Genomic DNA, 24827 nt, shown 5'->3' with positions numbered 1-24827 from the left:
AGGTTCGGCACTTTCAGAATAGTGCCGATTGTTGCTCTGTGGGGCGGTATTCGCGCTGGGCTGACGGCGGGGGGTCATGCGGGCCTCCTGGAATGCCCGCGGCAACGGCGCCGGGGCGGGGCTGGCTCTGTGCAGAGCGGTGGCTGGGTGACGGTAGAGGCGGCTAAGTCGCCTGGCTACGGGGACACTGGCTGTCTGGGCGGTGCCGGTGCCGGTGCAAAACGCGGTGAGGTGGGTGCCTCCGCCACGCCGGGCCCGGGAGCACAGCGCGAGCACAGTGCCAGCAAAAACGGTGCCAGCAAAACTCGGTGCCTGGGAAATGGCTGGATTCCAAGTGGTGCGGGCGCCCGCGGGTGAGAAAACTCACCCCTGCGATGGCGCACTCAGCGGAAGGCGTTTACCTGCGTCGCTTCGGGGTCCCTCGGCGTCCCTGACAAGGACGGGACGGGACCCGTGCCGGCTACTTGGAGATCAAGATCATGTTTTGTAGCGTAGCAGACGCCGGCGCTGCCACCCGGTTTCCCATACGGGCTGGCCGCGAACTAATCTGGCCCATTATGGAGTCTGCACACTATTTCAGCGCCCAGCCGGCCGGGCCCTTTACCCGCAAGCCGCTCACCGTGGATCTTGCCGGTGAGACGCGCCGGCTGCAGACGTCCTCGGGGATCTTCAGCCCGGACGGGATCGACAAGGGAACGGCCGTGCTGCTGGCCGATGTCCCGGCGCCGTCGCCGCAGGGCAACCTGCTGGATATCGGCTGCGGCTGGGGACCGATCGCCCTGACCATGGCCCTGCGGGCACCGCACGCCCAGGTCTACGCGGTGGACGTGAACGAACGCTGCGTGACCCTGACCAATGAAAACGCCGGGCTGCTGGGGCTGCACAACGTATCCGCCAGCACGCCGGACGCCGTGGACCCCGACCTGCGCTTTGACACCATCTGGTCCAACCCGCCGATCAGGATCGGCAAGGATGAGCTTCATGCCCTCCTGCGCCTGTGGATTCCCAGGCTGGCGCCGGGCGGATCGGCCTGGCTCGTCGTCCAAAAGAACCTCGGCTCGGACTCGTTGCAGCGCTGGCTCTCGGCGGAGCTCGACGCCAGCTTCAGCGTGACCCGGGAGAGCACGTCGAAGTCGTTCCGGATCCTTCGAATCAGGAAAGCGTCCCGCTAGCGACTATCACGGCCGGGCCGCTGAGTTCGACGTGTTCGTGCCCCTCCGGGCCCAGGAAGAATTTCACGCCGACGACGCCGCCGGGGACGTGGACGTTCCATGCGTCCGGTGCGCCCTGCCCGGCCCAGTGGCGAATCGCGACGGCGGCGGCGCAGGCGCCCGTGCCGCATGACTGGGTCTCCCCCACTCCGCGCTCGTGGACCCGCATGGTGATGGTGCCGGTGCCGTCGTGGACCAGTGGTTCGGAGGGCACAACGAATTCGACGTTGGTGCCGTGCGGAGGCGTCGGGTCCACCCGGGGGGCAGTGAACAGCTGCGTGGCCTGCAGTTCGGCTGTTTCGGCCAGGGCCACGACGGTGTGCGGGTTGCCCATGCTGACGGAGAGGGCGGGCCGCGCGACTTCGAGCCCGTCGGCGCTGACCAGCGAGTCCATGGCCCGCGCGGTCGCCTCGCCCGGGAAAATGAATTCCCAAGGGCCCATGTCGACGGCGTAGCCCGCAGCCGTCCGGACGATCGTCTTGGCACCGCCCCGGGTTCCAATGACGAGCGATTCGCCGGCCGGCAGGTCTACGAGGCCTTCGGCGATGAGGAAGTGCACAAAGACGCGGACCCCGTTCCCGCACATCTCAGAGAGCGAGCCGTCGCCGTTGCGGTAGTCCATGAACCACTCGGCATCGGGGTGCGCGGTCAGCAATTGCTGCCCCTCGGGCAGGAGCCGGGAAGGCACGGCCCGGATCAGGCCGTCGCCGCCGATGCCACGGTGCCGGTCACAGAGCGCCGCGACGTGCTCCGGGCTCAACTCGAGCGCGCCGTTGGGGTCCGAGATCAGGACAAAGTCGTTGCCCGTTCCGTGGCCTTTGGAAAAGTTCAGGCCGCTCAGCGGGGCGGTATCGCCGGCAGTACGGTCAGCGGCTACGGCTTGGGATTCGTCCATGCTCCAAGGTTACCGTTCCGCCCCGACCCCTCCGGCACTGTGACCCAAGCGCTACGCCGGAGGCAGAACCGGCGTCGCCCGGCAGAGGTCGGCGGCCTCTGCCACGAGGTCAGGACCGTGCCAGCCCAGCCAGGTGACCCGGGGATCCGCACGGAACCAGGTCAGCTGGCGGCGCGCGAACTGCCGGGTGGCGATGATGGTTTCATCCGCGGCCTGCTCCACGCTGGAGGCACCGTCGAGCACCCGGAGGAACTGGGCGTAGCCGAGGGCCCGCGGCGCGGTCCGGCCGTTGCGGAGCCCTGCGGCGTCCAGCCGGCGGACTTCGTCCAGGAGCCCCCGGTCCACCATCGCGTGGACCCGGTCAGCCAGGCGCTGCCGGAGCAGTTCCCGGTCCGCCTCGAGTCCGATCTGGACGGCAGGCTGGAAGTATTGGCGGGCCGGCATGAAGGAGCTGAATGGCCGCCCGGTGAGCTCGAAGACTTCCAGGGCGCGGATGATCCTGCGCTCATCGCCGAGCCTGCCCGCGGAGACGGGGTCCACTGCCTCGAGCCGTTGCCGCAGGGGCGCGGGTCCTGCGGTAGCCAGTTCCGCCTCGAGCCGGCCGCGGATGTCCGGATCCGTGCCGGGGAATTCCAGGACGTCGAGGGCGGCGCGGACGTAGAGTCCGGAGCCGCCGGCCAGGATGGCCCGCTTACCCCGGCCGTGGATGTCGGCGATCAACGCCCGGGCCTGCTGCTGGAAGTCCGAGACGCTCGCTTCCTCGGTCACGTCCAGAATGTCCAGCAGGTGATGCGGCACACCGCGGCGCTCCGCCTCGGTGATCTTGGCGGTGCCGATATCCATGCCGCGGTAGAACTGCATCGAGTCGGCGTTGATGACTTCCCCGTCGAGTTCGAGGGCGAGGGAGACGGCCAGGTCTGATTTGCCGGATCCCGTCGGCCCGACGACGGCGATCACCGGCGGAGTAGCTGGCCGTGCCCCCTGCGCCGCCGCATTTTGGGCAGCGTCCCGCTGGGCCGTGTCCTGCTGGGCAGCGGCCTGGGCTGTGGCCTCGACCGCCGTGGCCTGGGCTGTGGCCCGGGCTGCTGCGTTCTGGACTGCTGCGTTGCCGGGAGCGCCCTGCTGGCCGGGCACGGCGCTAACGGCCGCGGACCGGGAGGCTGGGCATGCCCAGCGACACGCCGGAGGTGCCCGACGCGCTGGTCTTCCCCGCCGGGATGGCCGGGGCGCCGCACGAATCCGCCTGCGACCGGTCCCAGGCGTCGCCGGCACGGGACCGTCGCAGGCTGTAGTCCTCGGCCGAGACAGGGTCGGAGACGAGGTGGAACGCCGCCGCCTCCGTGATGGTGACAGTCACCAGATCGCCGGGCCGGGGCACTTCGGCTCCGGCGGGCACGGAGAAGTGCACCAGCCGCTGGTCCTGGGAGCGGCCGGAGAGGCGGTGGGTTTCCCCAGCCTTGCGGCCCGACTGGGCCGTCACCATGACCTCGACGCGGCGGCCAAGCTGCCGGGCGTTTTCCTCGGCGGCAATCCGGTCCTGCAGGGCAGTGAGGCGTTCGAAGCGTTCCTGGACCACGGCCTTGGGCAGTTGGTCCGGCAGGTCGGCGGCGGGCGTGCCGGGCCGCTTGGAGTACTGGAAGGTGAAGGCGGTGGCGAACCGGGACTTCTCCACGACGTCGAGGGTGGCCTGGAAGTCCTCCTCGGTCTCGCCGGGGAACCCAACGATGATGTCCGTGGAGATGGCGGCGTGCGGAATTTTCTCGCGGACCTTGTCCAGGATGCCGAGGAACTTGGTCGAACGGTAGGACCGCTTCATGTCCTTGAGGACCTTGTCCGAGCCGGACTGCAGGGGCATGTGCAGCTGCGGCATGACGTTGGGCGTCTCGGCCATGGCGTCGATGACGTCGTCGGTGAAGGCGGCCGGGTGCGGGCTGGTGAACCGGACCCGCTCCAGGCCCGGAATGTCTCCGCAGGCACGCAGGAGCTTGGAGAACGCCTGCCGGTCGCCGAATTCGACGCCGTAGGAGTTCACGTTCTGGCCCAGCAGGGTTACCTCGATGGCACCGTCGTCCACGAGCGCCTGGATTTCGGCCAGGATCTCACCGGGGCGGCGGTCCTTTTCCTTGCCCCGCAGGGCCGGGACGATGCAGAAGGTGCAGGTGTTGTTGCAGCCCACCGAGATCGATACCCAGCCCGAGTAGACGGAGTCCCTCTTGGTGGGGAGGGTGGAGGGAAAGACGTCCAGCGATTCGAGGATCTCCAGCTGGGCCTCATTGTTGTGGCGGGCCCGGTCCAGCAGCGCCGGCAGGGCACCGACATTGTGCGTGCCGAACACGGCATCCACCCACGGGGCTTTCTTGAGGATGGTCTCCCGGTCCTTTTGCGCGAGACAGCCGCCGACGGCGATCTGCATGCCCGGGTTGGCTGCCTTGACCGGGGCGAGGATGCCGAGGTTGCCGTACAGCTTGTTGTCGGCGTTTTCCCTGACGGCGCAGGTGTTGAAGACCACGACGTCGGCCAGCTCGCCGGCGGAGGGGACGTAGCCTGCCGCTTCCAGCATGCCGGCCATCCGCTCGGAATCGTGCACGTTCATCTGGCAGCCGAAGGTGCGCACCTGGTAGGTGCGGGGCTGGGCCGGGGCGGGACTTTCCGGTGCGGAAACAGGGTCCGCACCGAATGTCTGGGGCCCTGATGGCGGCACCGCCGGTGGCGCTGTCGGAGAAGTCGTGCCGGCCGTTGGGGAGGGAATGGTAAAACTCACCTGTTAAGGGTAACGGGTAAGGGTAGTGGGCAGCGGCTGGGCCAGCGCAGACCCCGGCCCGGCGGTCCTAATCCCCGTCCCCTGCCTGGCCGGCGGCGGCATCGAGCACCTCACCCACCACCCGGAAGGCGAGCGACGGCTGGTATCCCTTGCGGGCCAGCATTGACGCGAGGCGGCGCGTAACTTTGTCGCGTTCGGCACGGTCTTCGCCGCCGGTGAATCCCCGCAGCTTGCGCTCCACGAGCTCCCGGGCGGCCGTTTCCTCGTCGGCGTCGCTGAGCTGATCCAATGCACCGGCAGCGATCTCCGGGTCGATGCCCTTGTCCGCAAGTTCGCGCCGCAAGGCCCCTTTGGCGAGCTTGCGCGTCTGGGACCTGCTGCGGACCCACATGTCGGCGAACTCGGCGTCGTCAACCAGCCGCACTTCCTCGAAGCGGTCCAGCACGGCCTCCGCGACGTCCTCGGGGACGTTGCGCTCGGCCAGCTTGCGCGAGAGCTGCAGCCGGCTCTTGGGCGAATTCGTCAGCTGCCGCAGCACGATGGCACGCGCCACGGCCGCGGGGTCCGCGTCCCGGTCCTGCCCGGCCAGCGAATCCGCGCCATCGGTGCGGTCCGCCGGCTGATCCGGGCCGACAAAGCCGGAGGCAGGACTCCGTGACGGAAATCCTGCCCCTTTGCGCCGCCGGCTGTTAGAAGCCGTCAACGGCCTTCAGCTTCGGAGATTCTTCGGTCTCAGCCGGGGCTTTGACGCCAACGCCGAGCTTTTCCTTGATCAGGCGCTCGAGTTCGGCCGCCAGCTCCGGGTTGTCGCGCAGGAAGCGGCGGGAGTTCTCCATGCCCTGGCCCAGCTGGTCGCCATCGTAGGTGAACCAGGAGCCCGACTTTTTGATCAGGCCGTGCTCGACACCCATGTCGATGATGCCGCCCTCACGGGAAATGCCCTGGCCGTAGATGATGTCGAACTCGGCGATCTTGAAGGGCGGGGCCATCTTGTTCTTGACGATTTTGGCCTTGGTGCGGTTGCCGACGGAATCGGCGCCCTCTTTCAGGGTCTGGATGCGGCGGACGTCGATGCGGATGGAGGCGTAGAACTTCAGCGCCTTACCACCGGTGGTGGTTTCCGGGGAGCCGAAGAAGACACCGATCTTTTCACGCAGCTGGTTGATGAAGATGGCCGTGGTCTTCGTCTGGCTCAGGCGGCCGGTGATTTTACGTAGGGCCTGGCTCATCAGGCGGGCCTGCAGGCCCACGTGGCTGTCGCCCATGTCGCCTTCGATTTCCGCGCGGGGAACGAGGGCGGCCACGGAGTCGATGACTATGACGTCAAGGGAGCCGGACCCGATAAGCATGTCCATGATTTCCAGCGCCTGCTCGCCGGTGTCCGGCTGGGAGACCAGGAGCGCGTCGGTGTCGACGCCCAGCTTGGCGGCATATTCCGGATCGAGGGCGTGCTCGGCGTCGATGAAGGCGGCAATGCCGCCCTGGCGCTGGGCATTGGCAACCGCGTGCAGCGCGACCGTGGTCTTACCGGATGATTCCGGACCGTAGATTTCCACGACGCGGCCGCGGGGCAGGCCGCCAATTCCCAGGGCGACGTCCAGTGCGATGGACCCGGTCGGGATGACTTCGATGGGTGCACGGACTTCATCGCCGAGGCGCATGACCGAGCCTTTGCCGAACTGCTTGTCAATCTGGGCAAGCGCTGCGTCGAGCGCCTTCTGGCGATCCGGGGCTGCGGCCATGATTCACACCTCTAATACTTTCTCGCTGTGGAGTGGCCGTGGAGGCCTTTGTCTGTCATCACTGACGCTACTGGCACCCTCCGACAAAGTTATCGGGAGAACCACTTATGTGGAAAACGGTCTGAAAAAAAGCATATCGCTATCCGAACAGATATTCGAACAAGCGGGCGGCGTGTCAGGCGTCAGCGGTGCTCAGCCGGCGTCAGCGCGACGGCGCGGGCGTCAGCAGGCGTCAGCGGGGCCCGGTGGTGTCACGGGGTTTGACGTCGCGGCCCAGGCGGCGTTCCGGCGGAACGTCCTGGACGTCGCACAGGGCAAGCCACACCTGGCGCGGCGGAATGCCGGCGCTGAGGGCCTGGTCCGCGGTGCGGCCTCCGACCCCAGCCAGGACCAGCGAATTGCTCAGGACGCGGGAGTATCCCGCGCCGAACTCGTCGTCCATAAGCCGCCAAAAGTCACTGATTCGCACGAGTAAAGTCTCTCACGGCCGGGGACTCTAGAATGGTTGCCATGAGCAACCCAACTGAGTCCGCGGGAGATCCCGCTCCCGATACCGCCGGCGCGGACGCCGCCCTGGACGCCGTCGAGAACCAGCTGAGTCTGCTCTGGCGCCGGGGCCGGTCGATTTCCCACCAGCTCTCGCGCCAGGTCCACCCGGACATGGAACCCGCCGCTTACGGGCTGCTCAGCGTGATCCGCAAGCAGGGCCCCATCCGGCTGACCGACCTCGCATCCTGCATCGGCGTCGGCAAGCCTTCGGTGAGCCGGCAGATTGCTTTCCTCGAGGGCCTCGGCCTCGTGTCGAAGGAGGCGGACCCGCTGGACGGCCGGGCGCAGGCCATCCGGTTGACGTCCGAAGGCGAGGAAAGGATGCACCAGGTCCAGGACGCACGGCGTGAGGTGTTCCGGGAACGCCTGGCGGAATGGCCGGCCAAGGATCTGCAGGCTTTGGCCATGTACATGGCCAAGCTCAATGCCACCTACGAGCGCGACGGTTTCCCCCGGGACGAGCACGCCTGACTCCCCCACCGGGAACCCTGGTCACCGAAACACGTCAAAGGACAACACGTCAAAGGACCTCCGGCCTGGGCCGGAGGTCCTCTTTTGTGTCTTAGGTCTTAGGTGAGTGGGCGGGCTAGCGCGCTCCGGAAAGGAGGCCCTTGGCCAGCTCGTCGGAGAGATCGGAGTTCAGTTCCCGGTCGAGGTCGCGGCCATAGCGCTGCGCGAACTCCTGGGGAACGGTATCCGGAACCGCGACGCCCTCGGCGACCGCGACGCGGTCGCTGACTTCGCGGAGCATGCTCGAAAGCGGAACATCGAGGGCCGAGCAGATCGAGGAGAGCAACTCCGAGGAGGCTTCCTTCTGGCCGCGTTCCACTTCGCTCAGGTAGCCCAGGGAAACGCGGGCACTGTGCGAGACTTCGCGGAGCGTACGGCCCTGGCGCTGGCGGACATCGCGCAGGACATCACCGATTTCGTGACGTAGTACAACCATCTTGCGCTCCTTCTGTTCGCTCTTGGCCTGATCGGCGAGGCCCACATCCTTCCAGCGGACAACGCCGTTTACGGATACGGGCTGCTTTACCATCTGTATCGCCTTGCTCCTCGTACTGTCGAGTCCGCCGGTGGGGGCGGACTCTGCTGATGTTTTCATCCTAGGCGCCTCCCTCATTTGGAAGCGACACAATGTAACAACTATTCGGAATCAACTTTTGTTCCCGGCAACTTTACGCCCGGTAGCCTTCGGAAGATAGGGCCTCCAGCAGACGCTCCAGCGCGGCGCCGCACGCAAGTGCGCGGATCTCGGCGCGGCTGCCGTCAAAGGAATAGGGGTACGACGTCGATCCTTCCGCCGTGGCGATGCCGACAAAGACCGTGCCCACCGCTTTGCCGTCGTGCGGTTCGGGACCGGCCACGCCGGTGGTGGAAACGCCGATATCGGCGCCGCAGATGCGGCGCGCCCCGTCGGCCATGGCTGCGGCTACCTGGCCGTCCACGGAGCCGACGGCGTCGAGCAGCTCAGCGGGGACGCCAAGGACGTCGGATTTGACCCTGTTGGCGTAGGACACCACGCCGCCCTGCAGCATCCCGGAGGCGCCGGGCGTATCGGCCAGCACGGCGGTGACCATGCCGGCGGTGAGCGATTCGGCGGTGGCGGCGGTCAGGCCGCGGCCGAGGGCGCCGGTGACGGCCTGCTCCGCCAGGCGGTGCAGATTGGGGTGCAGATTGGGGTGCAGAGCGGGGTCCGGCTGGTTCATGGCTTGTTCTCCCTTGAACGTTGTTTCTCTGCCTTGATGCCGGCGGACCGCAGCTTGAGCGCCTCAATGACGTATTCGCCGCCGGTCCACAGGGTGATGGCCAGGGCGGCCATCATCACGATGAACGCCACGACGCCCAGCCACGGGGCGAGGGATGCCAGCGGAAGGACGTAGAGGAAGATGGCCGCCGTCTGCACCACCGTCTTGAGCTTTCCGCCGCGCGAGGCCGGGATAACGCCGTAGCGGATGACGAAGAAGCGCAGCGCGGTGATGCCCCACTCCCGGACCAGGATCAGGATGGTGACCCACCAGGGCAGTTCCTGGAGCAACGAGAGCATGACCAGCGCGGAACCGATCAGGAGCTTGTCGGCGATCGGGTCAGCAATCTTGCCAAAATCGGTGACGAGGCCGCGGGACCGGGCGATGTCGCCGTCGAGCTTGTCCGTGTAGATGGCCACCGCGAAAACGAAGGCGGCCGCCCAGCGCCAGACGCCGTTCTGGGCCTGCAGCCCCGGCGCGTCGAGGAGCAGGAACCAGACGAAGAACGGCACCAGCACTATCCGCAGCATCGTGAGGACATTCGGCAGGTTCCAGATCCGCGAGGCGGATCCGGCGTTGGCTTCGGCGCTATTCACCTTCCTAGGCTACCTTCTGCGCTACCGGCCGGTGAGCGACCAGGCGTCCTCTGAGCCGTCCTCGTCGCCGGAACCGCCGTCGGCGCCGTCATGGTAGTCGATCGCCTGGGTGCGGTTCTCCAGGTCCGCCGCCACGAGGTCCTCGGCGTAACCGCCCTGGGCGATGTTCGCGTTGGCGTTATCGCTCAGCGCCGCGGTCTGCGAGTCGGCGGACACCGGACCGTCCTGGCCCTTCATCGCGGCCAGCACGGCGGCGAGGTCATCGGGCTTGACCAGCACGTCGCGCGCCTTGGAACCTTCGGAGGGCCCCACCACACCCCTGGACTCGAGCAGGTCCATGAGGCGGCCGGCCTTCGCGAAGCCGACGCGGAGCTTGCGCTGGAGCATCGAGGTAGAGCCGAACTGGGTGGTGACCACGAGCTCGGTTGCCTGGAGCAGGACCTCGAGATCGTCCCCGATGTCGTCATCGATCTGCTTCTTCTGCGCCTCGGGCGCGACGTCATCACGGTAAACGGCCTTGAGCTGGCCCTTGACGTGCTCGACGACCTTGTGGATCTCGGACTCGGTGACCCAGGCACCCTGGACACGCATGGCCTTGGAGGCCCCCATCGGCAGGAACAAGGCATCGCCCTGGCCGATGAGTTTCTCGGCGCCCGGCTGGTCCAGGACCACCCGGGAGTCGGTGACAGAGGAGGTGGCGAAGGCCATGCGGGAGGGCACGTTGGCCTTGATCAGGCCGGTCACGACGTCGACCGACGGGCGCTGGGTGGCCAGGACCAGGTGGATGCCGGCCGCACGGGCCAGCTGCGTGATGCGGACAATCGAGTCTTCAACGTCGCGCGGGGCAACCATCATGAGGTCGGCGAGTTCGTCCACGATGACCAGCAGGTACGGGTACGGCTTGATGACGCGCTTGGAATCCACCGGCGGGTGGACCTTGCCGGCCCGGACAGCCTTGTTGAAGTCATCGATGTGCTTGAAGCCGTAATTGGCGAGGTCGTCATAGCGGGCATCCATTTCCCGGACCACCCACTGCAGGGCCTCGGCCGCCTTCTTCGGGTTGGTGATGATCGGGGTGATGAGGTGCGGGACCCCCTCGTAGGCCGTGAGTTCCACGCGTTTGGGGTCCACCATGACCATCCGGACCTCGTCCGGGGTGGCCCGCATCAGGATCGAGGTGATCATCGAGTTCACGAACGAGGACTTGCCGGCACCGGTGGCGCCGGCCACGAGCAGGTGCGGCATCTTGGCCAGGTTGGCCACGACGTACCCGCCCTCGACGTCCTTGCCGACCCCCATGACCATGGGGTGGTCGGTGCGACGGGCGTTCTGGCTGCGGAGCACGTCGCCCAGGGACACGGTTTCGCGGTCCGTGTTGGGGATTTCGATGCCGATGGCCGACTTGCCCGGGATGGGGCTCAGGATGCGCACATCCGAGCTGGCCACGGCATAGGAGATGTTCTTGGACAGGGCGGTGACCCGTTCCACCTTGGTGCCCGGGGACAGTTCGATTTCGTAGCGGGTCACGGTGGGGCCGCGGCTGAAGCCGGTGACCTGCGCCTCCACGTTGAACTGGTTGAGGGTCTCGGTGAGCGAGGCGACAATCGCGTCGTTGGCCTCGGTGCGTTCTTTGGGGATGGAACCGGGTGTCAGCACGTCCGACGCCGGCAAGGTGTAGGTGACATCGCCGGCCAGGGAAAGCTGCTCGGTGCGCTGCGGAATCGGGGTGGGCAGCGGTGCGGGCGCGACCGGGTTGGAGGGGACTTTGGCGGCCGCAGCGGCGGCATTGAGCGATCCCGCGGCCACCATCCCCGGAGTGACCAGCGGGATGGCCTCCGTGGCATCGCCGCTGGACTCCGCCGCAGCGCCGGCGGATCCTGCCGTGCCGAGGCCCTGGGCGGCTTTGATCTTTTCGACGGCGATCTCGGCCTGGGTGGGACGGCGGACGCCGGGCGCGACGTCGGGCGCGGCGTCGGCTGCGACGCCAGAGCGCGCCTTGCCCCGCGTGCCCTTGGCCGGAGGTGCGTCGGCCGCTTCCTCATCTGCGATGAGGGCGCGTTCGAAGGCCTCGTCGCCGACGTAGCCTTCCAGGCCGGACTCGTCGTCGTGGTCCTTGCCGAAGAGGCGCTTGCGCTTCTTCCGGGGCGGGGCCGGTGCGTCGTTCTCGTACAGGTAGCTGCGGTCGTGGCGGTCGCCGCCGTCGCCGTCCTGCAGGTCGATGCCCATCAGGTGCTCGTAGGCGTCGCGCAGGCGGCCAGGGATCGCGCCGAAGGGCGTGGCGGTGACGATCAGCAGGGAGGTGAAGGCCAGCAGGCCGTAGACCGCGACGGGGACGGCGGTGTGCACGGCGGCCAGCGGGGCGGCGGCGAGGTAGCCGAGCATGCCGCCGGCCCGGCGCAGGCCATCGAAGCCGTCGGCGACGGTCGGCTGGCCGCCAATGATGTGGGCCAGCCCGGAACCGGCGAACGTCATGATGAGGAAACCGATGCCTACCCGGTTGTTGCCGCGGCCGTCGTCGGGCTGGCGGAACAGGCGGAAGGCGCACACGAACAGCATGAGCGGCAGCAGCAGGGCCATCCAGCCGAACGTGCCGTTGACGATCGCAAACACGAGGTCAGGGAGCCAGCCCTGGAACCCCCACCACGCGAAGGTGGCAACGAAGACTCCCAGGGCCAGGTTGAACAGGGCGGCGCCGTCGCGGCGGTCCTCGGGGGCGAGGTCGCTGACGTCGTGGCCGACCCGCCGGATGCCGGCGCCGATCACGTGGGCGATGCCCAGCCAGGCACCGGCCAGCACCCTCACCACCCAGGGCTGGTGCGGCTCAACAACGGCCAACTGCCGGGTCCGCGCGGTGGCTGTGGTTCTACCTGCGGTGCCACCTGCGGCTCCCCGCGGCCGGGCGGATTTGGATGCGGCGGGACGGGACCCCCGGCCGGGAGAACTGCCTGATTTGCCGCTTGAGTTTCCTCTAGGCGCGGAAGAAGTACGAGTCGCCATACCCGCCACGGTACCGGATGCCGGGCCGAAAACCCCGAATTTCCGGGCGTCCGGGATCATGTTGCCGCCAACGCCAACGGGAACGGCCTCCCCCGCCTCCCGCGGCGCTCAGGCCGCGGGTTGGCCGGGAAGGCCGTTGACCAGGCATGCGCCGGGCGGTGTGAAGGGCTTACGCCCGGTGAACCACCTGAGGCTTACGCCCGGTGAACCACCTGAGGCTTACGCCCGGTGAACCACCTGAGGCTTACGCCCGGTGAACCACCTGAGGCTTACGCCTCAAGGACCACCGGGATGATCATGGGCTTGCGGCGGAGCTTGCGGTTGACCCACGTGCCGACGACCCGGCGGACGACCTGCTGCAGCTGGTGCGTCGTGTGGTCCGTGCGGTTCAGCACGGCTTCTTCGAGGGCCTCATTGATCTTGGGGATGATCTCGTCGAAGACGGAATCGTCCTCCGCCACGCCGCGGGCGTGGATTTCCGGCCCGGACACCACCTTGCCGGTGGCACGGTGGATGACCGTGATGATGGAGATGAAGCCTTCATCGCCGAGGGTCTGGCGGTCCTTGAGGTCTGCTTCGGTGACCTCGCCGACGCTGGAGCCGTCGACGTAGACGAATCCGACCTCGACCTGGCCCACGATGTCGGCCTGGTGGTCGCGCAGGTCGATCACGCTGCCGTTGTCCGCGAGCAGGATGCTTTCCTCCGGCACGCCGGATTCGAGGGCGATCTTGCCGTTGGCGATGAGGTGGCGGGTTTCGCCGTGCACCGGCATGGCGTTGAGCGGCTCAAGGATGTTGTAGCAGTACAGCAGTTCGCCGGCGGCAGCGTGGCCGGAGACGTGCACCTTGGCGTTGCCCTTGTGGATGACGTCGGCGCCGAGCTTCAGCAGTCCGTTGATGATGCGGAAGACGGCGTTTTCGTTGCCCGGGATCAGGCTGGACGCAAGGATGACGGTGTCGCCCTCGCCGACGACGACGCGGTGGTCGCCGTTGGCCATGCGGGACAGGGCGGCCATGGGCTCGCCCTGGGAGCCGGTGGACATCAGCACAACCCGGTTGTCCGGCAGGTTGTCGATGTTCTTGATGTCGACCAGGATCCCGGCCGGGACCTCCAGGTAGCCCAGTTTCGCGGCGATGGCCATGTTCCGGACCATGGAGCGGCCCACGAAGGCAACCTTGCGGTTGTGGTTGGCGGCGGCATCGAGAACCTGCTGGACGCGGTGCACGTGGGAGGAGAAGGAGGCGACGATGATGCGCTTGGAGGCCTGCCCGAACAGCCGGTCCAGGGTGGGTCCGATTTCCTTCTCGGCGGTGGTGAACCCCGGGACGTCGGCGTTGGTCGAATCCGACATGAACAGGTCCACGCCTTCTTCGCCCAGCTTGGCGAAGTGCCGGAGGTCGGTGATGCGGCCATCCAGCGGCAGCTGGTCCATCTTGAAGTCACCGGTGTGCAGGACGGTGCCGCCCGAGGTGCGGAGGAACACGGCCAGGGCGTCCGGGATGGAGTGGTTGACGGCGATGAACTCGCATTCGAAGGGCCCGTACTTCTCGACCTGGCCCTCGACGACGATCTTCGTGTTCGGCTTGATCCGGTGTTCCTGCAGCTTGGCCTCGATGAGGGCCAGTGTCAGCTGTGAACCGACGATGGGGATGTCGGCGCGCAGGCGCAGGAGGTAGGGGACGGCGCCGATGTGGTCCTCGTGACCGTGGGTCAGGACTACCGCGACGATGTCCTGGAGACGGTTCTCGATGTAGGAGAAGTCCGGCAGGATGAGGTCGACGCCGGGCTGGGTCTCTTCGGGGAAGAGGACGCCGCAGTCAACGATGAGGAGCTTGCCATCGATCTCGAAAACGGTCATGTTTCGACCGATTTCCCCGATTCCGCCGAGCGGTACGATCCGCAGGGTGTTCTTCGGGAGGCGGGGCGGCGTGACAAGGCCGGGAAGGGCGGTTTGGGTCATAGTGCACTACTTTCCAGGCTGAAGCCGGGCTGGTTCTTAACCGTCAGGATTGGCTCCCGATCAGGAAAAGACCATCCCCGCTTCCGCCAAATCCTCGCGGATGGTTGCGATCTCGGCCTCGCCCGGCTCCACGAGGGGCAAACGGACAACCGAGTTGGGCAGGACTCCCTGCCACTTAAGAACCTGCTTGGCAGCGACAGCACCCTGAATGTGGGTCATCACTGCGCGGACCACGGGGTCCAGTTCGAAATGTAGGGTGCGGGCGGTAGCAAAATCGCCTGCAAGTGCGGCATCGATCAGCGCACGGAATTGCCGTGTCGCGACGTGCGCGGAGACGCTGACCAGCCCGACGGCGCCGGCGGCCATCCATGGCAGCGTGAGGCCGTCGTCGCCTGAGTAGACATCAAGATCGGTGTTCGCCAGGACGCGCGTGACGGCGTTGAAGTCGGCCTTGGCATCCTTGAGGGCGACGATCCTGGGGTGGTCGGCGAGCCGGATCATGGTCTCGGGCAGGATGGGCACTCCGGCGCGGCCGGGGATGTCGTAGACCATGACGGGGAGGTCGGCGGCGTCGGCCACGGCCTCGACGTGCGCCTGGATACCGGCCTGGCTGGGCTTGTTGTAATACGGCGTGACGATCAGCTGGCCGTGCGCTCCGGCCTTGGCGGCGCGCTTGGCCATCTCGATCGAGTGCGAGGTGTGGTTGGTCCCGGTTCCGGCGATGACCTTGGCGCGGTCGCCCACGGCCTCGACGATGACGCGGAAGAGCTTCTCTTTTTCGTCGTCCTCGAGCGTGGAGGTCTCACCCGTCGTGCCGGAGATCACGAGGGCGTCATTGCCGTCGTCGACGAGCTTGCTCGCCAGTTCCGCCGACTGCCGGTAGTCGACCTCACCGTCCGATGTGAAAGGCGTGACCATGGCAGTCACGAGGGTCCCGAACGTGTAAGAGCGAATATCAGAGTCAGCCATATGAAAAACGTTACCTTGTCTGCGGCATGTTAGGACAATGGCGGCGGTGTGACGAACGTCAAACTCGGCGGCCGTGCGTCACGTTTCGGCGGTCCGGCCGGACTCAGGGCCGCCGAAACCGCGCCAGCACACTGTATTGGAGACTCGCGGTCAGCACCTCGGTGCCGGTGCCGGCCGCCTGCCGGAGCGGGAGCCCGTCAGGACCCCAGAACCCGCTCAGGCCACACGAAGGGCCGAGCGGCGTGGCGCCCGCCAGGTTCGCCAGGACGGAGAACATCCGGTTGTCCATGGCCCGGGCGCCGAGATGCAGTGCCAGCCGGTGGTCTTCGCCGGCCGTGTAGAGGGCCGAGACGGCATAGATGTCCGCCCCGGCGTCCGCGGCCCATTCCGCATGGCCCGGGCGGGCTGCGTCGAAGCAGATCGCCAGGGCGACCTTCCAGCCGTCGATCTCCAGGACCGCGGGATTGCTGCCGGCCACGAAGAGATCCTGCTCCGGTCCGTGCAGGTGCGTTTTGAAGCTGGTCTCGATGGAGCCTGTCGGATGGACCGCGAGGGCGGCCAGCCGCGGCATACCGTCCGCGTCTTTGAACGCGGCACCGACGACGGCGGTTATTCCGGTGCGCCGGCAGATTTCCCGGATGCCGTCCAGCCGCCGGTCAGCCGCGCTCAGCCACTCCCCGGGTCCGTCCAGCAGGTCCAGCCGGTATCCCGTCAGCGAGAGTTCGGGAAAGATGACAAGCCGGGCTCCATGCGACTCGGCGTCTTCGATCAGCCGGATGTGCTCGGGCACGTTGGCGGCAACGCCACCATCCAGGGCCTGGTATTGGACGGCGGACAGCGTCAGCGCGGTGATTGAGCCAGTGGTCACCCTGCCATCCTATGCACTCCCTCTTTCGCCGGAGGGAGCCGAAGGTGCCGAGCAGTAGCGCCCGACGGCGGTTTCGCGAAGGGCCTCCGCCCAGGCGGCCAGACGTTGGGCCGCCCGCACGTAGTCGAACAATTCGGTTGGAGTGAGGGCATCGAGGTCCGTCTCGGCCAGCCGCCGCGCCAGCTCAGCTCCCGGCGGTACCGCGGCCAGCGCCGCCCCCTCCTTCCCCCACTGGACGTCCTCGGCCGGCTCCCCGGCGACCAAGCGCCGGAAGAGGAAGTCCACCACGCCCGGGCTCATGGCTTTGAGGACACCGGCCGCCGGCTCGCCACGCTTTGTTCTTCCGCCAGGCGTCGCGCTGGTCCATTGCGGGCCCGACGGATCCGGGCCCGGAAATTGTCGGCTTGTGGAATCCCGGCCGGTGAATTCGGGCTTCAGGAAGGCTGGCTCTGGGGCGTCGTTCATGCGCCCATCGTATTCGAACATATATTCGAATACAAGGGATGCCCGGAGAAGGATCGGGGCTGCGGGCAGGCCGAAGATGAGACGGTCACCGGACCGATCGTGAGACGATCAGATGATGACGGCGCGCGGAATGACTACGGCTTCCCGGACCGTCCGGGGCACTCCCCCCGGCGTCCGGCTGGCCGGTATCGACGCCGCGCGCGGCCTGGCCCTGCTGGCCATGATGGCCACCCACGTGCTGGCAACCTTTGAGCCGGACCCGCAGCTCACGCCCACCTGGATCGGCCTGGCGTTTTCCGGACGGGCAGCCGCGCTGTTCGCCGTGTTGGCCGGAGTCGGACTCGCCTTGTCCACGGGGAAACAGCAGCCGCTTGAGGGCGCCGAACTGCGGGGTGCCCGCAGAGGCATCGCCTTGCGGGCGCTCGTGATCGGTGCCGTCGGGCTCTCCCTGGGCGGGCTGGAAGTCAACATCGCGATAATTCTGGTCCACTACGCCCTGCTGTTCCTGTGTGTGCTGCCCTTTGTCGGGCTTGGGCTGAAACGCCTGGCCGCACTCGCGGTCCTCTGGATACTGGCTGCCCCCGCCCTGGCCTACCTCCTGCGGCCGTGGCTGCTGTCCGCCGATCCGCCCCTGCGGCTGGGGCACAATCCAAGCTGGGAGGATCTGACCGCCCCGGCCAGGCTGCTGGGCGACCTCTTTCTCACGGGCTACTACCCTGTCCTGCAGTGGATCGCTTATCTCCTCGTAGGGCTGGTGATCGGCCGGATGGCGCTGTGGAAAGCGGCCGTGCCATTCCTGCTCGTTGTTGCCGGCACGGTGGTGGCCGTCATGTGCAAGTGGCTGGGGACTCTCACGTTGGAGGACTGGGGCGGCAGGCAGGCCCTTCAGGCGCACATCGGCGATCCCGCCTACCCGCTGGAGAGCCTGCTGCAGGTCAACCTGGCCGGCATCGACCAGTCAGGCTCAGTGTGGTGGCTGGCCACGAGTGCACCGCACTCCGGCACCACGCTGGATCTGTTGCACACCTCGGGGGCCGCTGCCGCCGTGATCGGCCTGTGCCTGCTGCTGGGCCGGCTGGGCGACTGGCTGGAACTGGATCTGCTGCTGCCGCTGCGCGGAGCCGGGGCCATGACGTTGAGCCTCTACACGGCTCACCTGTACATCATGGCCGCCCTGCACGACCAGCCGTTGATGCCGGGCTGGACCGTGGAGGGTGTGTACTTCGCGCAGGCTGTCGGGATGCTGGTGGCCGGCGGAGTCTTCGCGGCCATGGCGTGGCGCGGGCCGCTGGAGTGGGCGACCCATGCGGCCAGCCAGGCCGGCCGCCACCAGCAGGCCCAAGTCCGCCGGCCTCGACGCGTGCGCTAAGTTCCGCCGCCGGATCTGACGCTGAGTTCCGCAGCCGGGCCCTGCGCGGCCCGGCAAACGGTGTCCGGCTAGTTCTTCTGCACCCCGGCGCGGAACATCCGCACGGCGTCGCGCATTGAGGCGCGGGCGCGCTTGCGGTCTCCGGCAGCATCGTACGCACAGCTGAGCCGGAACCAGGAACGCCAGTCCTCCGGGGCGGCTTCGGCTTCGGCGCGGTACTTCTCAAATTCGGCGTCGGCGGCTTCGCGGATGATCCGGCCGGCGGGCGTGCGCGGCAGCGTGTCCTCCGGCAGGCCTCCCTCGGCTTCGAGGATCTTTGCCAACCGCTCAGTGCGGGCACCAAACAGCAGTTCCCGGATCAGGGCCCAGGCCCCGATGACCGGCAGCACCAGGTAGGCGACGCCGATCGCCTTCGCCACGAGGCTGGGATCGGACATCAGGAGCACGGAACGTTGCAGGGACACCACCAGGTAAAACACGAGCAGCAGGGTGACGGCCCCCACCCAGATCTTGGTGCGGTTCGCTTTCAGGGCAGTCAAGGCAGCGGACATCGGGCTCAGAGTCCCAGGTCCAGGTAGCCGTCGAGACCCACGGTGAGACCGGGGTGAGCGGCGACGCTGCGGATCCCCAGCAGCACCCCGGGCATGAAGGACGCACGGTCGAAGGAGTCGTGGCGGATGGTCAGCTGCTCCCCCGGGCCGCCCAGCAGGACCTCCTGGTGCGCGACAAGACCGGCCAGCCGGACACTGTGGACCCGGATGCCGTCGACGTCGGTGCCGCGGGCACCGGCGAGTTCCGAGGTGGTGGCGTCCGGGCTGGACGGCACGCCAGCCTCGGAGCGCTCGGCCGAGATCAGCTGTGCCGTGCGCACGGCCGTGCCGGAGGGCGCGTCGACCTTGTCCGGGTGGTGCAGCTCAATAATTTCTACGGATTCGAAGTATTTGGACGCCTTGGCGGCGAAGGCGGAGGCCAGGACGGAGCCGAGGGCGAAGTTCGGGGCGATCAGGACGCCGACGCCGGGCCGGTTGGCGAGGAGTTCTTCCAGGCCCGCGAGCCGGCCGGTATCCCAGCCGGTGGTGCCGACCACGGCGTGCATGCCGTGCTCGACGGCGAAGCGAACGTTCGCCTCGGTGCTTTCGGGGACGGTCAGGTCCACCACGATCTGCGCGCCGGAGCTGACAAGGGAGTCGAGGGGGTCGTTGCGGCCAAGGGCCGCGACGAGCGTCAGGTCCGCGGCGGCGTCGATGGCCTTCACGGCCTCTGCGCCCATGCGCCCGCTGGCGCCCAGCACGGCGACGGAGAGTTGTTCGGTCATGCCATCAACCCTACCGCCGGGGCCGCTGCGTTCCGGAACCGGCGGCGCTTGGTTACAGGGCCGCCGTCGGGGGCGACAGCCTGCCCGCCACGCGGCGTGAGCAACGTTCCGCAGGGCCCGGCCCGCCGGCTCGATGGGTCACACGCCGACCCAGGCCTGTCAGGCTGGATTGACGCCCTGAGCCTGTCAATCTAAACTGACAGACATGGAGACTGACGACCTGTCCGCGCATATTCATTCACTCGACCCCGCCGTCGGCCTGCGGGCGGTCGGCGCCCTCCATCGCCTGGCAGAACAGGTCGAGGCAGCGCAGGTCAGAGCGGCCCGACAGCAGGGATGGACGTGGGAGCAGATCGGTGACGCCCTGGGCGTCTCACGGCAGTCCGTCCACGCAAAATACCGAGAGTGAGATCAAGCCATGTTTGAACGATTTGCCGACGACACCCGAAAAATCGTTGGCTTCGCCATGGACGAGGCCCGCTGCAGCGGCGACAAGCGGCTGGGCACGGATCATTTGCTGCTGGGGGCGCTCCACGATCCTGGTCCCGCCGGCCTTCTGGGTGTCACGCTCGATCAGGCTCGGGCCGCGGCGGCGAGGCTTGACCGCACGGCACTCGCGTCAATCGGTATAGATGCCCACGGCTTTGAGCGCGTACCCATGCCCAGCCGGGGGAAGAAGCCGCCCTTCAGTTCGGGCGCCCGGTCGGTAATGGAAGGCATGCTTCGGTACGCCATGGACCAGAAGTCACGACAGATCACCACCGCGAATCTGCTGCTGTCGCTGCTGGACTGCGAGGAACACGATCCGGCAGCCGTGCTGCTCAAGGAACTGGGGGTCGACCGGGCGGTGGTCCGGCGCAGGGTTCTTTCCTCCTGATCGGGAGCCTTTTTCCTGCCCGGTCACCACTGCCTCTACTCGCCGGCGCCGACCCACTCCACAGTGCCGTCGGCGAAAAACTGTTCCTTCCAGATCGGCACCTGGGCCTTGATCCGGTCGACGAGTTCTGCACATACGGCGAAGGCCTGGCCGCGGTGGGCCGCCGAGACGGCGCACACCAGGGCCGGATCGCCGATCTCCAGCATGCCGATCCTGTGGGCCGCCCAGATCCGCACCGGCTGCCGCCCGTCCTGGGTGGCGCCGGCGCCGCCGGCGGCGTCTTCCGGAGATCCGCCGGGCGCGGCATCCCCGGCCGGGCCCGAGTGCTCCGCCACAAGCCCGGCGACGACGTCGGCCATCACCTGGTGCGCCGTCGGGTGGGCGCTGTAGCTGAGCCGGGAGACCTGCTTGCCGCCGTCGTGGTTGCGGACGACGCCGCTGAAGCTGACCACCGCTCCTGCCGTGTCCGACTCCACCGCCGCGATGGCCTGCTCCACCGAGATGGGTTCGGCGCTCAGCACGGCCTGCACGATTTCAAATCCGGTATCAGTGCCCATGGCTGCCTTCCAGTTGGTCGCAAAGGTGTCCAAGGATGGGATCCAGCACGGCCAGGCCGTCCATCACGCCTTTCGGGGATCCGGGCAGGTTCACGATGAACGTCTGTCCGGCTGCGCCCGCGTGGCCCCGGCTGAGCATGGCCATCGGAGTCTTGGCCGTTCCGGCGGTCCGGATGCCCTCCATGATGCCCGGGATTTCCCGATCCAGCAGGGGCAGCGTCTGCTCCGGCGTTGCGTCCGTGGGGCTCAGCCCGGTGCCGCCGCTGGTGATGATGACGGCCGGCTGCTGGCTCAGCAGGGCCCTCAGCGCGGCCCCGACCGGCGCCCCGTCCGGCACTACCATGGCGGGGAACGGCTCGAAGCCGTGCTCGGTGAGCCAATCGATGATGACAGGGCCCGTGAGGTCCTCATAGACACCGGAGGCCGCCCGGGTGGAGGCGATCACGACACCGGCCTTCCGGCCCATGGCTTCGCCGTGGCGGTGGGGTTCGGGCATGTTCATAGGGTCCAGTCCCCGCTCTTGCCGCCGCTTTTGGCGAGCACCTTGATATCGGTCAGGACCGCGTGCTTGTCCACGGCCTTGATCATGTCGTACACGCTCAGTGCCGCGACCGTCGCCGCAGTCAGGGCTTCCATCTCGACCCCGGTGACGCCGCGTGTCTTGACCGTGGCGAAAATTGTCACGGCGTCGGTGTCGAGCTCAAAGTCGATGGTGACCTTGGCGATCGGCAGCGGGTGGCACAACGGGATCAGGTCCGGCGTCTTCTTGGCCGCCATGATCCCGGCGATGCGGGCTACGGCCAGGGCGTCGCCCTTCGGGAGCTCACCGCCGCCGAGGAGGGACAGAACCTCGGCCGTGCTGCGGACGGTCGCGGTGGCCGTGGCTTCCCGGGTGGACTGCGCCTTGTTGGACACATCCACCATTTGGGCCGTGCCGTCGTGACGGAGGTGGGTCAGGCGGGTGTTGCCCACTGCTCTTTTGTCCGCTTCGCCGTTGTCCGCTGGTGTGGCATACGCTTCAGGGTTTTCTACATCATTCACAGGATCCATACTTCCACTTCGTCGCCCGCTGCGAGCGCCGCTGTTCCCTCTGGCACGTGGACCAGGGCGTTGGAACGGGCCAGGGCATGGACCAGGTGGGATCCCGCGCCGCCCTCCAGCCTGACCGTGCCGTCCGGAGCCAGCGTGCCGCGCCGCACCTGGTGCTTGCCCGCCGGTGAGGTCAGCGGTTCGGCGAGGCGCGCGCGGACGGCGGGCCGGGGCGCCGGGGCGCCGAACAGCTCTGTGAGGACCGGGCGCAGGAACATTTCAAAGGACACGAGGCAGCTCACCGGATTACCCGGGAACCCCAGCACCGGGACGCCGTCGAAGCTGCCGATCCCCTGCGGGCCGCCCGGCTGCATCGCCACGGCGCCGAATTCGACGTCGTGTCCGGCCATTGCCTGCCGGACCACCTCGTAGGCACCTTTGCTGACGCCGCCGGTGGTGACGATCAGGTCCACGGCGGGGGCATGTCGGCGCAGCAAGGCGGCGAGCTCATCCGGCTGGTCCATGGAGACGCCGGTCCGTGTGACCTGGAGCCCGGCCTGGCGCATGGAGGACTCGAGCAGCGTGCCGTTGGAGTCGAAGATCTTGCCCGGTCCCAGCGGGCTGCCCGGTTCCACCACCTCGTCGCCGGTGGTGACCAGGAGGACCCGGAGGGAGGGATGGACGGGCACCTCCGTGTAGCCCATCGCCGCCAGCAGTCCCAGCTGGCCGGGGCCGAGGAAGGTCCCCGCGCCGAGGGCGGGCTCGCCGGAGCGGATGTCGCTGCCGGCGTCGCGCACGAACGTTCCGGCGGCGGTGGCCGGCAGGTGGACCGTGGCGGGCTCCCCCGGCACCGGGAAGGAATCGGGCACGGCCTGCTCGATGGGAACGACGGCGTCGGCCCCGGCCGGCATCATCGCGCCGGTCATGATCGGGGCGGCCGTGCCGGCGGCCAGTTTCGCCGGTGCGGCACCGGCCGGGACGGGCGCGACGACGCGAAGTTCCCTGCCGCCGTCGGGCACGTCGGCGCTGCGGACCGCGAAGCCGTCCATCTGCGAGTTGGCGAAGGGGGGAAGGTCCAGCGGTGCCAGGATGTCGGCGGCGAGCCCCCGGCCCAGGGCTTCGAGCAGCGGGAGCCGTTCCACCCGCCCCTCGGTGCGCAGGGGGGCCAGCAGGGCCCGCACCTTGTCCCGGTGCGCTTGAACGCTGACATGCCTTGTCTCGGTGCGGTGCATGCGTTTCCTGACCTCTGCTCGGCTCGCTAGGACTTCACGTCAACTCTAACCGTGTGGTAACCCGTGGCTCCGTTCGGCGCGACCGGGGCGGATTCCTCGGCCTGCGGCACGCCGTCGAGGGCTGTGGCCCGGACCTGGACCTCATATTGCCCCGGCTCCAGCGGCAGGGCCAGCTTCCACTGGTACCAGGTGTCCTTGGAGATGCCGGGGGCCAGCTCGGCCTGATGCCAGTCGCCGCGGTTGACCCGCAGCTCCACCTTGCCGATGCCCGTGTGCTGGGCCCACGCGACGCCGCCGAAGACAACCGTCCCGCCCTTCACGTTGGCCCCGTCGCGCGGCACGTCAATGCGGGACGATGTCTTGATGGGGCCGCGCTCGCTCCAGCCGCGGGGCGTCCAGTAGGCGACGTCGTCCGCGTACCGGGTCACTTTGAGTTCGGTGACCCACTTCGTGGCGGAGACGTAGCCGTACAGCCCGGGCACGATCATCCGGACGGGGAATCCATGTTCGAGCGGGAGCGGTTCCCCGTTCATGGCGACGGCCAGCAGCGCGTCGCGGTTGTCCGTGAGGGCCTCCAGCGGGGTCCCTGCCGTCCAGCCGTCCGTGCTCCGGGAGAGCACCATGTCCGCCCCGGGCTTGGGGCCGGCCATGGCGAGCAGTTCGCGCACCGGCCAGCCGAGCCAGCGGGCACTGCCGATCAGGTCCCCGCCGACCTCGTTGGAGACGCAGGCGATGGTCACGTGCCGTTCCGTCAGGGGTTTGGCCAGGAGGGTGGCGTAGTCGAGCTCAATCTCCCGTTCCACCAGGCCCGTGACTTTCAGCGTCCATTCCGCCGGGTCCACCAGGGGAACGCGCAGGGCGGTGTCGATCCGGTAGAAATCCCTGTTCGGCGTTACGAGCGGGCCCAGCCCGTCCAGCCGGATCTCGGCGCCGGCCGGGATGGGCGGCGCGGGAGCGGCGGGCACGGGGAGGACCAGCTTGCTGCGCACTTCGCTGACGACGGCGGCAGCTCCCCTGAGGGTGGAGGCGAGCACACCGGCGACGGCGGCAACCGCGGCTGTCCCGCCCAGCGCCAACAGGAACCGGCGCCGGGCGGGCCCGGCGTCGTTGGCTGTGGCATCTGCACGCGCCGCGGCAGGGGCGTCCTGCGGGGCCGGCTCAACCGGTGGTGTTTCCGACGGGCCGGACGCCACCGCCGGCCGCCGGCCGGCATCGGGTTGCCACTCCAACAGTTTCCGGATGAGCCACCGCAACAGCGCGATCCCCACCAGTGCCACCAGCACCGGGACGGGGATGGCGTTGGCGGTCAGGTCGGCCCGGCTCAGCACGGCCACGAGCCCTACCGCGCCGAACACCGCGATGAGAATCACCCCGGCGAAACGGCGCCGCACTTCGAGGACTCCGGAGAGCGCCGCGAGCGCGGCGATGACCAGTGCCATGCCGCCTAGCAGCGCCACCTTGTCCGCCGTGCCGAACAAGGAAATGGCCCACTCCTTGACGCCCGGCGGGACGGTGTCGATCACGACCCCGCCGACGGCCGTCACCGGAGACACCGTGGGGCTCACCAGGCTGGCCGTGAGTTCACCGAGGACCACCGCCGCCCCCACGGCCACCAGTCCGGCCCCGGCGGCCCACAGGTCCCGGGACTGCCGCTGCCGGACTCCCGGTTCCGTATGCTGCTGTTCC

General features: G+C 68.1%; 26 protein-coding genes. 5 read left to right on the top strand and 21 right to left on the bottom strand.

All coding sequences use genetic code 11. The features are described 5' to 3' along the window. Positions 1-557: 557 nt before the first annotated feature. Positions 558-1172 carry a class I SAM-dependent methyltransferase gene (locus ARTB_RS18200; RefSeq protein WP_230008613.1) on the top strand — a complete coding sequence of 205 codons (615 nt, stop codon included), beginning with the start codon at positions 558-560 and terminating at the stop codon, positions 1170-1172. Here ARTB_RS18200 and dapF read toward each other — a convergent pair. From dapF to ARTB_RS18170, 6 genes are all read right to left on the bottom strand, one after another. Further along, positions 1153-2106, bottom strand: a complete 954-nt coding sequence (gene dapF, locus ARTB_RS18195; protein WP_243181766.1) for a diaminopimelate epimerase — start codon at positions 2104-2106, stop codon at positions 1153-1155. The two genes, ARTB_RS18200 and dapF, sit on opposite strands and share 20 nt — an antisense overlap. Positions 2107-2157: 51 nt before the next feature. Beyond that, positions 2158-3063, bottom strand: a complete 906-nt coding sequence (gene miaA, locus ARTB_RS18190) for a tRNA (adenosine(37)-N6)-dimethylallyltransferase MiaA (RefSeq protein WP_243181802.1) — start codon at positions 3061-3063, stop codon at positions 2158-2160. A 181-nt stretch (positions 3064-3244) separates the two neighbouring features. Continuing rightward, complete coding sequence (gene miaB / locus ARTB_RS18185; protein WP_308197255.1) at positions 3245-4720, bottom strand: tRNA (N6-isopentenyl adenosine(37)-C2)-methylthiotransferase MiaB; 1476 nt, start codon at positions 4718-4720, stop codon at positions 3245-3247. A 214-nt stretch (positions 4721-4934) separates the two neighbouring features. Beyond that, complete coding sequence (locus ARTB_RS18180) at positions 4935-5570, bottom strand: regulatory protein RecX (RefSeq protein WP_439954147.1); 636 nt, start codon at positions 5568-5570, stop codon at positions 4935-4937. Next, positions 5557-6609, bottom strand: coding sequence for a recombinase RecA (gene recA / locus ARTB_RS18175; protein ID WP_018774457.1), 1053 nt, complete (start codon positions 6607-6609; stop codon positions 5557-5559). The genes ARTB_RS18180 and recA overlap by 14 nt, the downstream gene beginning before the upstream one ends. A gap of 232 nt (positions 6610-6841) precedes the next feature. Then, positions 6842-7078 carry a DUF3046 domain-containing protein gene (locus ARTB_RS18170; RefSeq protein WP_028277227.1) on the bottom strand — a complete coding sequence of 79 codons (237 nt, stop codon included), beginning with the start codon at positions 7076-7078 and terminating at the stop codon, positions 6842-6844. A gap of 41 nt (positions 7079-7119) precedes the next feature. On the opposite strand from ARTB_RS18170, the gene ARTB_RS18165 reads away from it, so the two are divergent. Beyond that, positions 7120-7629, top strand: a complete 510-nt coding sequence (locus ARTB_RS18165; protein WP_243181764.1) for a MarR family winged helix-turn-helix transcriptional regulator — start codon at positions 7120-7122, stop codon at positions 7627-7629. 115 nt (positions 7630-7744) lie between these two features. Here ARTB_RS18165 and ARTB_RS18160 read toward each other — a convergent pair whose 3' ends face one another. The 8 genes from ARTB_RS18160 to ARTB_RS18125 all read right to left on the bottom strand — a co-directional run bounded on the left by ARTB_RS18160 (position 7745) and on the right by ARTB_RS18125 (position 16762). After that, positions 7745-8197: a helix-turn-helix domain-containing protein gene (locus ARTB_RS18160; protein ID WP_018774460.1), complete on the bottom strand. Its 453-nt coding sequence runs from the start codon at positions 8195-8197 to the stop codon at positions 7745-7747. Between the two features lie 139 nt (positions 8198-8336). After that, positions 8337-8867, bottom strand: coding sequence for a CinA family protein (locus ARTB_RS18155; protein ID WP_243181763.1), 531 nt, complete (start codon positions 8865-8867; stop codon positions 8337-8339). Next, positions 8864-9502 carry a CDP-diacylglycerol--glycerol-3-phosphate 3-phosphatidyltransferase gene (gene pgsA, locus ARTB_RS18150; RefSeq protein WP_028277224.1) on the bottom strand — a complete coding sequence of 213 codons (639 nt, stop codon included), beginning with the start codon at positions 9500-9502 and terminating at the stop codon, positions 8864-8866. Before pgsA ends, ARTB_RS18155 begins: the two co-directional genes overlap by 4 nt. 21 nt (positions 9503-9523) lie before the next feature. Continuing rightward, positions 9524-12499: an FtsK/SpoIIIE family DNA translocase gene (locus ARTB_RS18145; RefSeq protein WP_243181762.1), complete on the bottom strand. Its 2976-nt coding sequence runs from the start codon at positions 12497-12499 to the stop codon at positions 9524-9526. 269 nt (positions 12500-12768) lie between these two features. Next, positions 12769-14460, bottom strand: a complete 1692-nt coding sequence (locus ARTB_RS18140) for a ribonuclease J (protein WP_028277222.1) — start codon at positions 14458-14460, stop codon at positions 12769-12771. A 60-nt stretch (positions 14461-14520) separates the two neighbouring features. After that, positions 14521-15429: a 4-hydroxy-tetrahydrodipicolinate synthase gene (dapA, locus tag ARTB_RS18135; protein ID WP_028277221.1), complete on the bottom strand. Its 909-nt coding sequence runs from the start codon at positions 15427-15429 to the stop codon at positions 14521-14523. A 103-nt stretch (positions 15430-15532) separates the two neighbouring features. After that, complete coding sequence (locus ARTB_RS18130; RefSeq protein WP_243181761.1) at positions 15533-16297, bottom strand: carbon-nitrogen hydrolase family protein; 765 nt, start codon at positions 16295-16297, stop codon at positions 15533-15535. A gap of 9 nt (positions 16298-16306) precedes the next feature. Beyond that, a complete protein-coding gene (locus ARTB_RS18125) occupies positions 16307-16762 on the bottom strand; it encodes a hypothetical protein (protein ID WP_243181760.1) in 456 nt (151 codons plus the stop codon). A 115-nt stretch (positions 16763-16877) separates the two neighbouring features. On the opposite strand from ARTB_RS18125, the gene ARTB_RS18120 reads away from it, so the two are divergent. After that, positions 16878-18131 carry a heparan-alpha-glucosaminide N-acetyltransferase domain-containing protein gene (locus ARTB_RS18120; RefSeq protein WP_439954146.1) on the top strand — a complete coding sequence of 418 codons (1254 nt, stop codon included), beginning with the start codon at positions 16878-16880 and terminating at the stop codon, positions 18129-18131. Positions 18132-18199: 68 nt separating this feature from the next. On the opposite strand, the gene ARTB_RS18115 is transcribed toward ARTB_RS18120, so the two are convergent. After that, the gene (locus ARTB_RS18115; RefSeq protein WP_028277217.1) at positions 18200-18682 is read right to left on the bottom strand and encodes a hypothetical protein; all 483 of its coding nucleotides are present in this window, start codon (positions 18680-18682) and stop codon (positions 18200-18202) included. 5 nt (positions 18683-18687) lie between these two features. After that, complete coding sequence (dapB, locus tag ARTB_RS18110) at positions 18688-19446, bottom strand: 4-hydroxy-tetrahydrodipicolinate reductase (RefSeq protein WP_028277216.1); 759 nt, start codon at positions 19444-19446, stop codon at positions 18688-18690. A gap of 205 nt (positions 19447-19651) precedes the next feature. Between dapB and ARTB_RS18105 the strand changes: the two genes are divergently transcribed. Beyond that, the gene (locus ARTB_RS18105) at positions 19652-19855 is read left to right on the top strand and encodes a helix-turn-helix domain-containing protein (protein ID WP_026266610.1); all 204 of its coding nucleotides are present in this window, start codon (positions 19652-19654) and stop codon (positions 19853-19855) included. Positions 19856-19864: 9 nt separating this feature from the next. Continuing rightward, a complete protein-coding gene (locus ARTB_RS18100; RefSeq protein WP_243181758.1) occupies positions 19865-20323 on the top strand; it encodes a Clp protease N-terminal domain-containing protein in 459 nt (152 codons plus the stop codon). A 35-nt stretch (positions 20324-20358) separates the two neighbouring features. On the opposite strand, the gene ARTB_RS18095 is transcribed toward ARTB_RS18100, so the two are convergent. From ARTB_RS18095 to ARTB_RS18075, 5 genes are read right to left on the bottom strand one after another with little or no spacing between them, the layout of a single operon-like run. After that, a complete protein-coding gene (locus ARTB_RS18095; RefSeq protein ID WP_243181757.1) occupies positions 20359-20880 on the bottom strand; it encodes a molybdenum cofactor biosynthesis protein MoaE in 522 nt (173 codons plus the stop codon). Continuing rightward, positions 20870-21382: a MogA/MoaB family molybdenum cofactor biosynthesis protein gene (locus tag ARTB_RS18090; RefSeq protein ID WP_243181756.1), complete on the bottom strand. Its 513-nt coding sequence runs from the start codon at positions 21380-21382 to the stop codon at positions 20870-20872. The genes ARTB_RS18095 and ARTB_RS18090 overlap by 11 nt, the downstream gene beginning before the upstream one ends. Further along, complete coding sequence (gene moaC, locus ARTB_RS18085; RefSeq protein ID WP_308197253.1) at positions 21379-21921, bottom strand: cyclic pyranopterin monophosphate synthase MoaC; 543 nt, start codon at positions 21919-21921, stop codon at positions 21379-21381. The genes ARTB_RS18090 and moaC overlap by 4 nt, the downstream gene beginning before the upstream one ends. Next, positions 21918-23141 (bottom strand): molybdopterin molybdotransferase MoeA, encoded by a 1224-nt coding sequence (locus ARTB_RS18080; RefSeq protein ID WP_243181755.1) that lies wholly within the window; start codon positions 23139-23141, stop codon positions 21918-21920. Before ARTB_RS18080 ends, moaC begins: the two co-directional genes overlap by 4 nt. 26 nt (positions 23142-23167) lie before the next feature. After that, positions 23168-24736, bottom strand: coding sequence for a molybdopterin-dependent oxidoreductase (locus ARTB_RS18075; RefSeq protein WP_243181798.1), 1569 nt, complete (start codon positions 24734-24736; stop codon positions 23168-23170). Between the last annotated feature and the right edge of the window lie 91 nt (positions 24737-24827).

The organism is Arthrobacter humicola, from assembly GCF_022803015.1.
Classification (GTDB): domain Bacteria; phylum Actinomycetota; class Actinomycetes; order Actinomycetales; family Micrococcaceae; genus Arthrobacter; species Arthrobacter humicola_A.
This window is presented reverse-complemented; position numbering and strand designations above follow the sequence as displayed.